Source organism: Microcystis sp. M_OC_Ca_00000000_C217Col, from assembly GCF_007095585.1.
In the GTDB taxonomy this organism is placed as follows: domain Bacteria; phylum Cyanobacteriota; class Cyanobacteriia; order Cyanobacteriales; family Microcystaceae; genus Microcystis; species Microcystis panniformis.
In genome coordinates this window covers 1-12,811 of the sequence record NZ_SFBV01000190.1, presented here as the reverse complement: position 1 = coordinate 12,811, position 12,811 = coordinate 1, and the positions used below count along the sequence as shown (strand labels likewise).

Here is a 12,811-nt window from a genome sequence, read left to right as displayed (position 1 = left end):
ACAAATATGATTTTGTTTACCTTGTTTATTGATGCCATTTTTACGGATATGGGTAGATTTACATTCAGGGCATTGCATTTTGATTTCCTCCATTCATATCTCTATTATGCAACGCCCTACCATTACCTGTACCAACCCCTCATCCAGCAATTCCCGATTTTCCTGTAAGATTCGGGGTTCATCGCTATTATTGCAAGATAATAGCTGATTAATGAGGTTTAGGTAGGCTTGGGTGCGTTGTTCGTTCATGGCGTGGCGGCTGGGGAATTGATGGGTAGGGGCGAAGCATTCGGATAGAAAATTTAGGGTTTCAGCGATAGGTTATTGTCCGAATGCTTCGCCCGTACAGGGATTGAATGGGGAGATTATCAGAATTGTATCACAGGGATGATAGGCTAAGGTTATTGCCCGGGGTAGGGGCGAAGCATTCGGATAGGAAATTTACGGTTTCAGTGATAGATTATGCACGAATGCTTCGCCCGTACAGGGATTTAATGGGGAGATTATCATAATTGTATCACAGGGATAATAGGCGAAGGTTATTGTCTGGGGTAGGGGCGAAGCATTCGGATAAAAAATCTAGGATTTTAGCGATAAGTTATTGTCCGAATGCTTCGCCCGTACAGGGATTTAATGGGGAGATTATCAGAATTGTATCACAGGGATGATAGGCTAAGGTTATTGTCTGGGGTAGGGGCGAAGCATTCGGATATAAAATCTAGGGTTTCAGCGATATGTTATTGCCCGAATGCTTCGCCCGTACAGGGATTGAATGGGGAGATTATCAGAATTGTATCACAGGGATAATAGGCGAAGGTTATTAGTTTATTGCCCGGGGTAGGGGCGAAGCATTCGGATAAGAAATTTATGGTTTCAGCGATATGTTATTGCCCGAATGCTTCGCCCCTACAGGGATTGAATGGGGAGATTATCAGAATTGTATCACAGGGATAATAGGCGAAGGTTATTAGTTTATTGCCCGGGGTAGGGGCGAAGCATTCGGATAGAAAATCTAGGGTTTCAGTGATAGATTATGCACGAATGCTTCGCCCGTACAGGGATTTAATGAGGAGATTATCATAATTGTATCACAGGGATAATAGGCGAAGGTTATTAGTTTATTGTCTGGGGTAGGGGCGAAGCATTCGGATAAAAAATCTAGGATTTTAGCGATAAGTTATTGTCCGAATGCTTCGCCCGTACAGGGATTTAATGAGGAGATTATCATAATTGTATCACAGGGATAATAGGCGAAGGTTATTGTCTGGGGTAGGGGCGAAGCATTCGGATAAAAAATCTAGGATTTCAGCGATATGTTATTGTCCGAATGCTTCGCCCGTACAGGGATTTAATGGGGAGATTATCAGAATTGTATCACAGGGATGATAGGCTAAGGTTATTGCCCGGGGTAGGGGCGAAGCATTCGGATAAAAAATTTAGGGTTTCAGCGATAGGTTATTGTCCGAATGCTTCGCCCGTACAGGTTATTTGCCCCTACATTGGCTTGAATTTATTAAGATTGTTTTCGTCTTGTTGCCAATTTTGCGGATTGTCAAGAATGTATTGCCGGATTTTTTGATAAGAATCTTCATTGCGAATGATATGTTCATAATAATTGCGATGCCAAACTTTCAGGCGATCACCACATAAAAAATTGATTTTACGAGTAGAAATTGATTTAAAATTCTGCACAATAGCCCCCAAAGATTCCGGCATTGTACCGTGAGGATATTGCGAATCGTGTGCAGCCTTTTCCAGAGCTTGATTTTGTATTACTATAATTCCATGAATATGATTGGGCATGACAATAAAAGTATCTAGTTCAATAAACTTAAAATGTAGAGGCAGTCTATACCATACTGCTTCAACAGTATCACCAAGTAAATTTCGCTCCATATTTCCTTCAACAATTTCGCCAAATAAATACTGCTTCTGATAAGAACAAATTGTTATATAATAAGCTCCATTAAGTCTATAATCATAGCCTTTCAAGCGAATAGATTGTCGATATTTTTTCAGTTCATTCATGGCATGGCGGATGGGAGATTGATGGGTAGGGGCGAAGCATTCGGATAAAAAATCTAGGATTTCAGTGATAGATTATGCACGAATGCTTCGCCCGTACAGGGATTGAATGGGTAGATTATCAGAATTGTATCACAGGGATGATAGCCGAAAAAAATCCTAGTCAATCAAACAATCAAAAAAATCATAATTTAGACACAATCATCGGTTAAAATAATAGTAATTTAGAATTAAGGATTGAGTTATGCCGCAACAAACCTGTGAAGCCGTCTTTGAAAATGGCGTTTTACGTCCTCTTGGTAATCTCCAACTCAATGAAGGACAGTGCGTTAAACTCACTATAGAATCGAATTCAATTTCCCAGGTTACTTGTCAAAAATGGTCAGAAACGGGTATAATCGCCCAGTTAACAGCAAATCCGATTAAAATTGAAGACTTCCATCCTCTTACCAGAGAAGAAGCGAATGAACGCTGGTTAATCTCAACCCTTCTTTATTGATTCTAATATTTGGCTGTATCGCTTCATTGTTAATTGTAGCGATCCTAATGCCATCCCTAAGCAACAAATAGCGACAAATATTACGAATCAAGGAAACTTGATAATTAGTACACAAGTTGTTAATGAGGTTTGCTCAAATTTAATCCGCAAAGCAGGGTTTAATAATTTACAGATTCAAAATCTACTTGAAGAATTTACCCAAGGGTGTGAAATCTTACCTGTCTCCCTCGAAACCCTTGAGTATGCCGTGAAATTACGAGATCGCTATTTAATTTCATTTTGGGATAGCCTGATTGTTGCTAGTGCAGTTTTAGGCGATGCAACTATTCTCTACTCAGAAGATATGCAAGATGGTTTAATTATCAATAATAGCTTACAGGTTATCAATCCCTTTAAAGATTTAAACTCTTAAAAAGATCATTGACGAGAACTATAGCGTTTGTTATAAAAATGAAATGTAAACTAATCTCGAAAAACTGCTTTTTCAGCTTCTTCTAAATCGTCATCACTGATCACAACATCTTTCCATAAACCTTTAATTTGAGTCTTATTGCGAGAACCTTCAAGTTGATGAATGACCGTTTTTTTTAAGGCTTCTAATTCTTCCTGAATGACTTGAATCCGAAGTAGAACATATTGACTCATGGCAAATAATACCCTTACTCTTTGATTTGATTTTTTAATACTGCATATTTTCTTGTATCACAGGGATGATAGCCGAGAGAAATCCTAGTCAGTCAAATTATCAAAAAAATCATAATTTAGACAGGATTGGGTGCGTTGTTCGTTCATGGGTTGAGATTGTTTTATAAAAGTTTTTTAAATTCTTCAATAGTTAATCCCGAACCTTTAATAATTGTTCCCATTGTATAGGCATTAATTGGATTAGCCCTTGGAATAGTGAGAATATGTTGTCCATCAGTCATGGTAATATGTTTTCCCTGTCGAACAATCTGAAATCCTGCTTTTTCAAAGGCTTTAATTGCTCGTTGATGATTAATTCCAGCAAGACTAGGCATGATTTAATTCAACTTCTACATAATAAGATTCGATCCCTTGATTTAATTCTGCAGCAACTTCTAAATAAGACTGAATTGCATCTTGAATATTATTGAGTGCTTCTTCTTTAGTTATCCCTTGAGAAGCACAACCGGGTAAACTAGGACACCAAACGGCATATCCCTCTTCTGTTTGTTTGAGATTGACTTGATATTGCATATTTTATCATCCCGTACTTAATTGAAAATTAGGCAGCACCTAATGAGGGTTGGATAGGATTGGGTGCTTTGTTCATTAATGGCGTGGCGGTTAATTCAATTATAAGCGATTCATCGGCGATCATCAAAGGTTGGGGATTGGTAGTAGGGTTGTCAAAAAGGCGATCGCACTGTATAATCTTGATTAATATATAAGCTAATTCTACTCACTTGAACTAAATCATCATGAATCAAAAACCGTACCAAGTAGAAGCATTTTGGGATCGAGAGGCGCAAGTGTGGGTAGCAGAGAGTGAAGATATTCCGGGATTAGTCACCGAAGCTGATACCATCGAAGCTTTAACAGCTAAATTACGACAGATAATTCCAGAATTATTACAACTCAATCATCTAATTACCATTGAACCTCAAAAAGCGATAACTTTTGAACTAATTAGTCATCGTCAAGAATCAATTGAGTGCGCTGTTTAGATGACTACTTCTTTAACACCTGCATTAAAAAAAATGCTCTCAGCAGCCAGATGTTATTTTGAACGTCAAGGGAAAGGAGATCATGAAATTTGGTATAGTCCTCTGACATAAAGAAGATTTGTAGTTGATAATAGTATTAAATCACGCCATACTGCTAATGCAGTTTTGAAACAAGCCGGATTATCTAAAGCCTTTTGAACGCTGTGGAATCTTCATCCATATATAAGCTAATTCTACTCATAATTAGGAAGGAGAATAATGTAATGCTTCAAGGCGATCTGCTTCCGCACCTTCGTCTGCAATTTCTGATTCTATTGTTTCTTTATTAGTATGATAGTAAGTCAAAGCATCATAAACCTGTGCCAAAGATAGATGAGGAATTTCATCGGCAATCTCTTCAGGGCTATATCCTAATTTATACCAGATCACTATTCTTCGTACAGTAACAGCAGTTCCCGCAATAATAGGACAACCTCCATGAATTTTGGGATCGCTTTTTATAAAAGTGCCAATATTGATCTCTGTTAACATAACTTTCTCTGATTCATTTTCAACTAATTAAACTACATAGGATTCTATGCTTTTATCACCATTTTAGCATAGCCTAAACATTGGTCGGGGTAGGGGCGAAGCATTCGGATAGGAAATCTAGGATTTTAGCGATAGGTTATGCCCAAATGCTTCGCCCGTACAGTGATTTTCTGCAATTGAGGAATAACTGTTGCACAAGGCGGTTCAAAGTGTAATTCCAAAGCTTCTTGAAGATTTATTACTTTCTTCTGGTGTCCCCTAGGTCTGCATACTGTAATTCTTGGGCTGCCCATTTCTCCATTTTTTTTGCTCACCTCCACCTTGATTCCTTCTTTCAAAACTATACCTATCAATCGTTTCCCCTTTTTTTAAGTTTCTTCTCTTTTTGTTAAGAAAGATCTGACTAATGGATAGGAGGACCGGACATTCAAGATAAATTTTCACAACTCGATCGCTACAACTATCCAGCCAAGAACTACAATAACCCTAGAATCTGTGTAAAAAAAGGCCTATCTATGCAACTTTCGCCCCAAGAAAAAGATAAATTACTCATTTTCACGGCGGCACTGCTCGCCGAAAGACGCAAAAATCGCGGGATCAAGTTAAATTATCCCGAAGCGATCGCCTATATTAGCGCCGCCATGCTCGAGGGTGCCAGGGAAGGTCGTAGCGTGGCTGAATTGATGAGTTACGGCACTACTTTATTAACTCGCGAGGAGGTAATGGAAGGTATCCCGGAAATGATTACGGAAGTGCAGATCGAAGCGACTTTTCCCGATGGTACTAAATTAGTTACCGTTCACAATCCCATTCACTAACAGGAGATTTTTAGCAGTTATGATTCCGGGAGAAATTATCACACCATCCGGGGAGATCGAGATTAATGTCGGTCGCGACACCCTGCGTATTTCTGTGGCTAATACAGGCGATCGACCGATTCAAGTGGGTTCCCACTATCATTTTTATGAAGTTAATCAGGCCCTGGAGTTTCAGCGCGAATTAACCAAAGGAACCCATCTGAATATTCCCGCGGGTACATCAGTTCGATTTGAACCGGGAGACACGAAAGAGGTGGAATTAGTTACCATCGCGGGAACTGAAGAAATTTATGGCTTTAATGGTTTAATTAATGGTTCCCTCAAGGGCAAGAAAAAGAAAAAGTAAGGCCTTAACGGAATCGCTCAATTATGGTAAAATCAAGGCAACGATAACTAATTCTTTCCAAGACTATGACGACGGTAAAAATTGGCATCATTGGCGGCAGTGGTTTGTATAAAATGGATGCCCTCAAGGATGTGCGGGAAGTATCCCTCGATACTCCTTTTGGTTCTCCTTCCGATGCTTTAATTCTCGGGACTTTAGAGGGAACAGAAGTTGCCTTTTTAGCGCGTCATGGCAGAAGTCACCATTTTTTACCGACCGAATTACCCTTTCGAGCTAATATTCACGCTCTCAAACAATTAGGGGTTGAATATATTATTTCCGCTTCGGCAGTTGGTTCCCTCAAAGCCGAAGTTAAACCCCTAGATTTAGTCATTCCCGATCAATTTATTGACAGAACTAAAGAGAGAATAGCGACTTTTTTTGGGGAAGGAATTGTTGCCCACGTGGCCTTTGGTGATCCCGTTTGTCCCCAATTAGCCAACATTTTAGGGGATGCCGTCGCCAGTTTAAACCTACCGGAAGTTACCTTGCATCGCGGCGGTACATACCTCTGTATGGAGGGGCCGGCTTTTTCTACTAAAGCGGAATCAAATCTCTATAGAAGTTGGGGGGCAACCGTCATCGGTATGACTAATTTAACTGAGGCAAAATTAGCCCGAGAAGCGGAAATTGCCTACGCTACCTTAGCTCTAGTTACCGATTACGATTGTTGGCATCCCGATCACGATCATGTCACGGTAGAAATGGTGATCGAAAATCTACACCATAACGCTATTAATGCCCAAAAAGTGATCCAGGAAACGGTGCGCCGTCTGGTAGCTAATCCTCCCGTTTCTGCCGCTCATTCTGCCCTTAAATACGCTATTCTTACCCGTCTAGATTCTGTTCCCGTCGCCACTAAAGAAAAATTAGCTCTCTTTCTGAAAAAATATCTTGAAGAAGTAGAGAAATAGCTGAGAAAAGTCGCCGTTAACGGAGGCAGGGGGCGGTCGGCAGAGGCCAAAAGGCAGACTTCGGCGTGAGCTTTTGTCGAACGCTTTATTCTCCCCACACCCCACACCCTGCCCCCACGAAAAACTTTTTGCCGCAGACCCTAGCTAGCTAGATATTCTCTAATGTTGGCCTTGCGTTTTCTTAATTTAGCGATCGCTTCTCGTTCGATCTGACGCACGCGTTCACGACTGATATTGAGTCGAACGCCAATTTTTGCTAGGGTGAGGGGCTGCCCATTATCTAAACCAAAACGCAGACAAATCACTTCTTTTTGTTGAGGAGTGAGGTCTGCCATCAGTTTTTCCAAATCCACTTGGAGGGAAGAATAGGCAGTGTAATCTTCGGGGGAAAGTCCCGTATCTTCCAAGAGTTCCCCTAATTCCGTGTCTTGATTGTCCCCCACCTTTAAGTCAAGGGAAAGGGGTTGACGGGACCTTTCCAAGTAGTCTCGCACCTGTTTGGGAGTTAGGTCTAATTCCTCGGCTAATTCGGCAATGGTGGCAGCGCGACCTTTATCTTGAGCTAGTTGACGCTGGGCTTTTTTGATTTTATTCAGTTTTTCGGTGATGTGGATGGGCAGACGGATGGTGCGACTTTTTTCTGCGATCGCCCGGGTGATAGCTTGGCGAATCCACCAATAGGCATAGGTGGAAAAGCGATAGCCTTTGGTGGGATCGAATTTTTCCACACCTCTTTGCATCCCAATGGTTCCCTCTTGGATGAGGTCTAATAGATCTAGATTGCGTTTTAGGTATTTTTTGGCGACGGAAACCACTAGACGCAGGTTCGCTTCTACCATCTTGCGTTTGGCGAAATCCCCTGCCCCTAATTCTCGACGCAGTTGTTCTTCACTAATTTCCGCCGCTTCTGACCACTGGCGATCGCTGGGATCGCTGCCGAGTTTAGCCCTTAGGGATTCTTTGATTTTTTCCAGAAAAATTAATCTTTGTACCTGTTTTGCGTAGAGAATTTCTTCTTCATGGCTGAGAAGGGGAACTCGGCCAATTTCTCTGAGATAGGCGCGAACTGGATCGGTGTGGTTTTTCGAGGTTTTCATGAGTGCGCGTCGGTTGAGGGTTGATATTCAGGGATTGATGGCGTTTTTCCGATTGCTTCCCCAGGGGCAGTTAAGGAGATGCTATCAGGGTTTCTTCTCGTTTTGTAAAGAGACAAGTAAGTGGTTACTCAAGGATAGAGAGAAATCCAATTGAGGATTTAATTGCCTCTATAGTTCTTTTTTTGGCTATATATAGATTTTATGGGCATAAATGGCGAGTAGTGACAAGCTTGTTTATTTAACTAATATTACAACAATTATTAAATAATGTAAAGTTTATGAGAAAAAAGAATATCCCTCTCAGGAACGCACCGATGAAGAGTAGGTTTGAGTATCCCTACTCATAGATTACCCAGAGGTTTCCAATCAGGATGCAATCTAGATGACAAAATGAGCAATTTGCTCCCCCCACCGATCGCTCTGCGATCGGTGAGGGGAGCAGGGAGTAGTCATACTAAATCCGTTGAGCAATTTTCGCCGGTATTGAACCCCTCAATGGTTCCGCTCCCCGCACTTTCCCCACCGGTGCGTTGCTGACGCTTAAGTGCTATTTTGGTTTAGTTTGGACGCTAATCGGACCATTAACCATGGTTTGACAGGCTAAACGATAATTTTCGGGTTTTTTCTTCAGACAGCGCTGCTCAAAGTCGGTTTTGGCTGAGAGATTTTCCAGACCCTCGACAATTGCCACTATACAAGTACCACACTGACCGTAACCGCCACAATTCATCAATTTACCGCCAAAAGTGTAGATATCAACGCCATTCTGGATTGCTTTCTCTCGTAAATTCGCCCCATCTGCCGCTACCACGATCTTATTCTCTTTGACGAAGTTGATGTTACCCATGACTGTCTTACCCTAAATTTTTGCAAATTAATATTAAAAAATATTAAATTTTTTTGATTGTAACATTTTTGGCTCGCTGTTCTAAATATTCGGCGATGGCAATAGCGATCGCTTTTTTACCGATAAATTTCCCCAATGCCGCTTTTGTGACCAAATAAGCCACCTGTTCCCCTTGATCGCCCTTTTCCTCGCCCCGATTAGCAATAACAGCCTGATAGCCCTTTTCTAGGCGTTTACGGGCGATTTCCAGTAACTCCTCCTGACTAACTCCCTCCTGATACTTGAAAGTCACCATCTCTAAATCGGGAAATTTTTCTCTCACCTTGTCAATCACTTTTTCCGTCGGCACAAAATTAAGATTTAACTGCCCACCACTGGGAATCTTAGCAGAAAAAGGACTTTCTAAGCGATAATCTGCCACTGCTGCCGAGAAAATCCCAAATTTATAATCTTTACTCTCTAATTCTCCCATAACCTTCCCTAGATACTCGTCATAAGTTTCAATAATTTCGTGGGGTAAATAAGCGGGGGGTGTATAGCTGCCGCGTCCGTGGATTAACTGCACCTTTGCCCCGCGCAGGTATAATTCTTCTGCAATAGCGACTCCTAACTGTCCGGTAAAACGATTGGTTAAACGACGGATATTATCGATAATCACGGGTGTGGGTCCACCAGTGACTAAAATCGGCATATTTTTCAGCACAGAATTACTGAGAATCCCACAGGCTGCCACGGTAATCTCTTTTTCCCCGGGGAGATTGTGCTTACCGTAATCATCCCGGGGTGGCATAATCTCGACTCCCCAGCGATCGAGAGTTTGCAAAGATTCGGTCAGAATAGCATTATGTAAACTGCCGTGCATGGTGGGGACGAGCAGAATTTTAGTTTTTCCCTTTTCCTGTCGTCCTAAGGCCGAGGCCAAGCATGAAGTGATCACTCCGTCAGCGATTCCGTAACGAAACTTATTAATCGTGTTATAGGTAGCGGGGGCGACTAAATAAAGATCAAAGGGAGATTGATCGCTTAAATGTTCTGCTTTTGCCGTTAATTGACTAACTACGGGATTAACCGTACTCCATTCCAAAGCTTCCTTAGTGACGTATCTTAAAGCTTCTTCTGAGACAAAAGCCACGACTGTAGCCCCGAATTTCCGCAAAGATCGGGCAATTAGCGGCGCTTTCATGGCCGCAATCCCTCCCGTTACCAGTAAAGCAATACGTTTACCCCAGAGATGATGACTCTCTAAGGGTACTTCGCGATCGCCTAAGTCCGAATCCGTCGGAGAAGAGAAATTCCAAGTCATAAATTTGGGGAAATGGGGAAATGGGGAAATGGGGGAATGGGGACATGGGTACATGGGTACATGGGGGAATGGGGACATGGGGGAATTCAACTAAAAAACCCCAAAACCCCAAAACCCTAAAATCTCAATACCCAACACCTTCTAACTGATAACTGATAACTGATCACTGATAACTGATCACTGATAACTGATTTGAAGATTTGTCTATCCCTGACCGAGAAACTGGTTATGCTAGTAAATAAAGGGTTGCTGTATTTCGGTGTTCTTATGATTGACAAAATTTTAACTAAAGTTCGATCGCTTGCCAAGCCGCTATTAGTTCTAGGATTAGTGACAACGCTGATTTTAGGTTCTATTCCCAGTGCTTTGGCGGCATCGGGGGGTAGAATGGGGGGCGGTAGTTTTCGCGCCCCTAGTCGCAGTATTAGCCCTTCTAGAGGTGGTGGTTACAGTTCCCCCGGTTACGGTGGGGGTATTGGTTTTCCCTTCCTCTTGCCCTTCTTTTGGGGTGGTGGTGGCGGTGGCTTAATTTCTCTGTTAATCTTTTTTGCTATTGCCAATTTCCTCGTTAATGCTTTCCGTAATGGTGGAGGCAGTGATGAAAACGGTATGGCTGTTGAACCGGGATATGAAACCGTCTCCGTGGCTAAAGTACAGGTGGGTTTGTTGGCTAATGCCCGTTATCTGCAACAAGAATTAAATCAAATCGCCCTAACAGTCGATACTAGCACCTCCGAGGGACGCGTCGAAGTCTTACAAGAATCGGCCCTGGCCCTGTTACGTCATCCGGAATACTGGGTTTATGGTAACGTCGATTGCCAACAAACCAGCCTCAGCAGTGCAGAAGCGAAGTTTAATCAGTGGTCTCTCAACGAACGCGGTAAACTAACGGCGGAAACCTTAACTAATTACAATAATCAACTGCGTCAAGGTTCTCAAGAAAATATTTTACCCGAATCGGCTGGGGAATTAGCTAAAAGCGCACCGGAAGGCTATATTTTGGTGACTATTTTAGCTGGCATCGTCGGTAAATTTTCCCTACCGAAAATTAATGATTCCCAAGACTTGAAACAGGCCCTGCAACAAATTGGTAGTATGGGAGGCGATCGACTTTTAGCGGTAGAAGTGATTTGGACTCCCCAAAGCGAGGGTGATATTCTCAGTCAAGACGACATTCTCGCCAATTATCCCGATCTGAAATTAGTGTAGTTTGTCGGGGGATAACCCTAGATATTGCCCAAAATCTCCCTGTAAAAGGGAGATTTTTTGATTATTAAGGATATTGCCGCCGTTAACAATATAATTCCTGAATCCACTGCCATTCTTGGGCTAATCCTTCGGCTAAAGAAACTTGGGGATTATAACCTAGAATAGTACGGGCTTTGGTGACATCGGCGGCGGTGTGACGGGCATCTCCTCGGGCGAGTCCTTGATGCGATCGCTCGATCGGTTTACCGATGACTTTTTCCATAGTATCCAAGACATCCAGCAAAACCACGCGACTACCACCACCAATATTAAACACCTCCCCCACCGCTTCCGGCACTACGGCAGCGGCTAAATTAGCGGCTACAGCATCGCTAATAAAGGTAAAATCGCGGGTTTGTTTGCCATCCCCGTAGATGCCGATGGCTTTATCTGCGATCGCTGATTGAAAAAACTTATGGAAAGCCATATCGGGACGTTGCCGCGGTCCATAAACGGTGAAATAACGCAAGGCAGTGACGGGAACGTTAAAATTCTGGTGATATAGCCAACAGAGTCTTTCTGCCGCTAATTTGGTGATGCCGTAGGGTGAAACTGGTTGGGGACAAAGGGTTTCGGGAGTCGGCATCGTTTCCGCATTGCCATACACCGAGGAAGTGGAAGCAAAAACCATCCGTTGTAAAGACGGGGTTTCCTTAGCGGCCTCAAGAATAATTTGAGTAGCATTTATATTCCTTTCGGTATATTGACGAAATCCATCACCCCAGCTTGCTCTGACTCCTGCTTGGGCTGCCTGATGGAATAATACTTCTACTCCTTGCAACAGTTGTCGCCAGTCGAGGGCTTGTATATCCGCTTCGATTAACTTAAATTCGGGATATTTGGCTAGAATATGGGCATTTTTGCGCTTTAAACTGGGGTCGTAATAATCGTTAAATTGATCGATCCCGATCACCTGATCTCCTTGTTCTAAAAGCTTTTCTGCCAAGTTAGAACCGATAAAACCCGCGACACCAGTAACAATATGAGTAGCCATTTAATCCTAGTCGTTGATATTTTGTATCGATTGTAAGCTAAGACGCATTTAAGTAGGGTTTGCGGCAAAAAATTTTCAGGGAAAAAGTCCAGGAATTTTCGCCCCGATCCCTCCAATGGCTGGCACTTTTTGAGGTCAAAAAAGTCTAAAAGTCTTATCCAACAAGGTTTTTAGATTTATTCAGCCAACCCTAGATCGATGTCTATTTTAGCAGTTGCGGCGATCGCTTGCCACTGTGCTTGGGTGATGGGATAACCTCGTTGAAAAGGATTATTGGATCGAAGTTTGCAAAAACTGCGACACGCCTTATATGCTACAATTCACAAGCTGGGGCGAGAGAAACTAGACCTCTTGCATAATTTTTTTATGGTATAATATAAGGTTTTGCTTTTTTCTCAATTCTTAGATTGAAGTGGAAAAAAGAATAAAATGTGATCTTAGGTCAGGAAATCATCTATAATT

Annotated in this window: 19 protein-coding genes; 7 read left to right on the top strand and 12 right to left on the bottom strand. The window is 42.2% G+C overall.

Annotated elements, in window-relative coordinates; translation table 11 throughout:
* The 3 genes from EWV66_RS24120 to EWV66_RS11120 all read right to left on the bottom strand — a co-directional run.
* On the bottom strand, positions 1-78 hold a 78-nt coding region (locus tag EWV66_RS24120), incomplete at its 3' end, for a transposase-like zinc-binding domain-containing protein (RefSeq protein ID WP_502705652.1).
* 15 nt (positions 79-93) lie between these two features.
* Complete coding sequence (locus tag EWV66_RS11125) at positions 94-249, bottom strand: hypothetical protein (protein WP_287107440.1); 156 nt, start codon at positions 247-249, stop codon at positions 94-96.
* Positions 250-1,494: 1,245 nt separating this feature from the next.
* Positions 1,495-2,028: a transposase gene (locus EWV66_RS11120; RefSeq protein WP_287107439.1), complete on the bottom strand. Its 534-nt coding sequence runs from the start codon at positions 2,026-2,028 to the stop codon at positions 1,495-1,497.
* Between the two features lie 241 nt (positions 2,029-2,269).
* Here EWV66_RS11120 and EWV66_RS11115 point away from each other — a divergent pair, with 241 nt between their 5' ends.
* A complete protein-coding gene (locus tag EWV66_RS11115; protein ID WP_052278148.1) occupies positions 2,270-2,524 on the top strand; it encodes an antitoxin family protein in 255 nt (84 codons plus the stop codon).
* A complete protein-coding gene (locus tag EWV66_RS11110; protein WP_072927006.1) occupies positions 2,520-2,936 on the top strand; it encodes a PIN domain-containing protein in 417 nt (138 codons plus the stop codon). Before EWV66_RS11115 ends, EWV66_RS11110 begins: the two co-directional genes overlap by 5 nt.
* A gap of 50 nt (positions 2,937-2,986) precedes the next feature.
* Here the strand turns inward: EWV66_RS11110 and EWV66_RS11105 are convergent, their stop codons facing one another.
* From EWV66_RS11105 to EWV66_RS11095, 3 genes are all read right to left on the bottom strand, one after another.
* Positions 2,987-3,169 (bottom strand): hypothetical protein, encoded by a 183-nt coding sequence (locus tag EWV66_RS11105; RefSeq protein WP_052278149.1) that lies wholly within the window; start codon positions 3,167-3,169, stop codon positions 2,987-2,989.
* A 161-nt stretch (positions 3,170-3,330) separates the two neighbouring features.
* Positions 3,331-3,543 (bottom strand): type II toxin-antitoxin system HicA family toxin, encoded by a 213-nt coding sequence (locus EWV66_RS11100; protein WP_002732521.1) that lies wholly within the window; start codon positions 3,541-3,543, stop codon positions 3,331-3,333.
* Positions 3,536-3,742, bottom strand: a complete 207-nt coding sequence (locus EWV66_RS11095; RefSeq protein WP_002740526.1) for a type II toxin-antitoxin system HicB family antitoxin — start codon at positions 3,740-3,742, stop codon at positions 3,536-3,538. The genes EWV66_RS11100 and EWV66_RS11095 overlap by 8 nt, the downstream gene beginning before the upstream one ends.
* Positions 3,743-3,966: 224 nt before the next feature.
* Between EWV66_RS11095 and EWV66_RS11090 the strand changes: the two genes are divergently transcribed.
* A complete protein-coding gene (locus EWV66_RS11090) occupies positions 3,967-4,212 on the top strand; it encodes a DUF1902 domain-containing protein (RefSeq protein WP_012267127.1) in 246 nt (81 codons plus the stop codon).
* Between the two features lie 243 nt (positions 4,213-4,455).
* Here the strand turns inward: EWV66_RS11090 and EWV66_RS11085 are convergent, their stop codons facing one another.
* On the bottom strand, positions 4,456-4,743 hold the full coding sequence (locus EWV66_RS11085) for a DUF433 domain-containing protein (RefSeq protein ID WP_287107436.1): 288 nt from the start codon (positions 4,741-4,743) through the stop codon (positions 4,456-4,458).
* Between the two features lie 125 nt (positions 4,744-4,868).
* On the bottom strand, positions 4,869-5,081 hold the full coding sequence (locus tag EWV66_RS11080) for a hypothetical protein (protein WP_128575308.1): 213 nt from the start codon (positions 5,079-5,081) through the stop codon (positions 4,869-4,871).
* Positions 5,082-5,258: 177 nt separating this feature from the next.
* Here EWV66_RS11080 and ureA point away from each other — a divergent pair, with 177 nt between their 5' ends.
* The 3 genes from ureA (at position 5,259) to EWV66_RS11065 (ending at position 6,860) form a co-directional block, all read left to right on the top strand.
* A complete protein-coding gene (gene ureA, locus EWV66_RS11075) occupies positions 5,259-5,561 on the top strand; it encodes an urease subunit gamma (RefSeq protein WP_052278151.1) in 303 nt (100 codons plus the stop codon).
* A gap of 19 nt (positions 5,562-5,580) precedes the next feature.
* Complete coding sequence (locus EWV66_RS11070; protein ID WP_002766755.1) at positions 5,581-5,907, top strand: urease subunit beta; 327 nt, start codon at positions 5,581-5,583, stop codon at positions 5,905-5,907.
* Between the two features lie 65 nt (positions 5,908-5,972).
* The gene (locus EWV66_RS11065) at positions 5,973-6,860 is read left to right on the top strand and encodes an S-methyl-5'-thioadenosine phosphorylase (protein WP_052278152.1); all 888 of its coding nucleotides are present in this window, start codon (positions 5,973-5,975) and stop codon (positions 6,858-6,860) included.
* Between the two features lie 140 nt (positions 6,861-7,000).
* On the opposite strand, the gene EWV66_RS11060 is transcribed toward EWV66_RS11065, so the two are convergent.
* From EWV66_RS11060 to EWV66_RS11050, 3 genes are all read right to left on the bottom strand, one after another.
* The gene (locus EWV66_RS11060; RefSeq protein WP_002766753.1) at positions 7,001-7,957 is read right to left on the bottom strand and encodes an RNA polymerase sigma factor, RpoD/SigA family; all 957 of its coding nucleotides are present in this window, start codon (positions 7,955-7,957) and stop codon (positions 7,001-7,003) included.
* A gap of 547 nt (positions 7,958-8,504) precedes the next feature.
* Complete coding sequence (locus EWV66_RS11055; protein WP_002766752.1) at positions 8,505-8,804, bottom strand: 2Fe-2S iron-sulfur cluster-binding protein; 300 nt, start codon at positions 8,802-8,804, stop codon at positions 8,505-8,507.
* A gap of 43 nt (positions 8,805-8,847) precedes the next feature.
* The gene (locus tag EWV66_RS11050; protein WP_052278574.1) at positions 8,848-10,107 is read right to left on the bottom strand and encodes a phosphopantothenoylcysteine decarboxylase domain-containing protein; all 1,260 of its coding nucleotides are present in this window, start codon (positions 10,105-10,107) and stop codon (positions 8,848-8,850) included.
* Between the two features lie 267 nt (positions 10,108-10,374).
* Between EWV66_RS11050 and EWV66_RS11045 the strand changes: the two genes are divergently transcribed.
* The gene (locus tag EWV66_RS11045) at positions 10,375-11,316 is read left to right on the top strand and encodes a DUF1517 domain-containing protein (RefSeq protein ID WP_052278575.1); all 942 of its coding nucleotides are present in this window, start codon (positions 10,375-10,377) and stop codon (positions 11,314-11,316) included.
* Positions 11,317-11,398: 82 nt separating this feature from the next.
* Here EWV66_RS11045 and EWV66_RS11040 read toward each other — a convergent pair whose 3' ends face one another.
* Positions 11,399-12,349 (bottom strand): NAD-dependent epimerase/dehydratase family protein, encoded by a 951-nt coding sequence (locus tag EWV66_RS11040; RefSeq protein WP_002761306.1) that lies wholly within the window; start codon positions 12,347-12,349, stop codon positions 11,399-11,401.
* Positions 12,350-12,811: the final 462 nt, after the last annotated feature.

Bases quoted from the DNA above. Each gene is read 5' to 3' on its own strand.
- ureA (WP_052278151.1), top strand. From the start codon at position 5,259: ATGCAACTTTCGCCCCAAGAAAAAGATAAATTACTCATTTTCACGGCG.
- EWV66_RS11070 (WP_002766755.1), top strand. From the start codon at position 5,581: ATGATTCCGGGAGAAATTATCACACCATCCGGGGAGATCGAGATTAAT.
- EWV66_RS11125 (WP_287107440.1), bottom strand. From the start codon at position 249: ATGAACGAACAACGCACCCAAGCCTACCTAAACCTCATTAATCAGCTA.
- EWV66_RS11060 (WP_002766753.1), bottom strand. From the start codon at position 7,957: ATGAAAACCTCGAAAAACCACACCGATCCAGTTCGCGCCTATCTCAGA.
- EWV66_RS11040 (WP_002761306.1), bottom strand. From the start codon at position 12,349: ATGGCTACTCATATTGTTACTGGTGTCGCGGGTTTTATCGGTTCTAAC.
- EWV66_RS11105 (WP_052278149.1), bottom strand. From the start codon at position 3,169: ATGAGTCAATATGTTCTACTTCGGATTCAAGTCATTCAGGAAGAATTA.
- EWV66_RS11055 (WP_002766752.1), bottom strand. From the start codon at position 8,804: ATGGGTAACATCAACTTCGTCAAAGAGAATAAGATCGTGGTAGCGGCA.
- EWV66_RS11090 (WP_012267127.1), top strand. From the start codon at position 3,967: ATGAATCAAAAACCGTACCAAGTAGAAGCATTTTGGGATCGAGAGGCG.
- EWV66_RS11085 (WP_287107436.1), bottom strand. From the start codon at position 4,743: ATGTTAACAGAGATCAATATTGGCACTTTTATAAAAAGCGATCCCAAA.
- EWV66_RS11115 (WP_052278148.1), top strand. From the start codon at position 2,270: ATGCCGCAACAAACCTGTGAAGCCGTCTTTGAAAATGGCGTTTTACGT.
- EWV66_RS11100 (WP_002732521.1), bottom strand. From the start codon at position 3,543: ATGCCTAGTCTTGCTGGAATTAATCATCAACGAGCAATTAAAGCCTTT.
- EWV66_RS11120 (WP_287107439.1), bottom strand. From the start codon at position 2,028: ATGAATGAACTGAAAAAATATCGACAATCTATTCGCTTGAAAGGCTAT.
- EWV66_RS11065 (WP_052278152.1), top strand. From the start codon at position 5,973: ATGACGACGGTAAAAATTGGCATCATTGGCGGCAGTGGTTTGTATAAA.
- EWV66_RS11095 (WP_002740526.1), bottom strand. From the start codon at position 3,742: ATGCAATATCAAGTCAATCTCAAACAAACAGAAGAGGGATATGCCGTT.
- EWV66_RS11045 (WP_052278575.1), top strand. From the start codon at position 10,375: ATGATTGACAAAATTTTAACTAAAGTTCGATCGCTTGCCAAGCCGCTA.
- EWV66_RS11050 (WP_052278574.1), bottom strand. From the start codon at position 10,107: ATGACTTGGAATTTCTCTTCTCCGACGGATTCGGACTTAGGCGATCGC.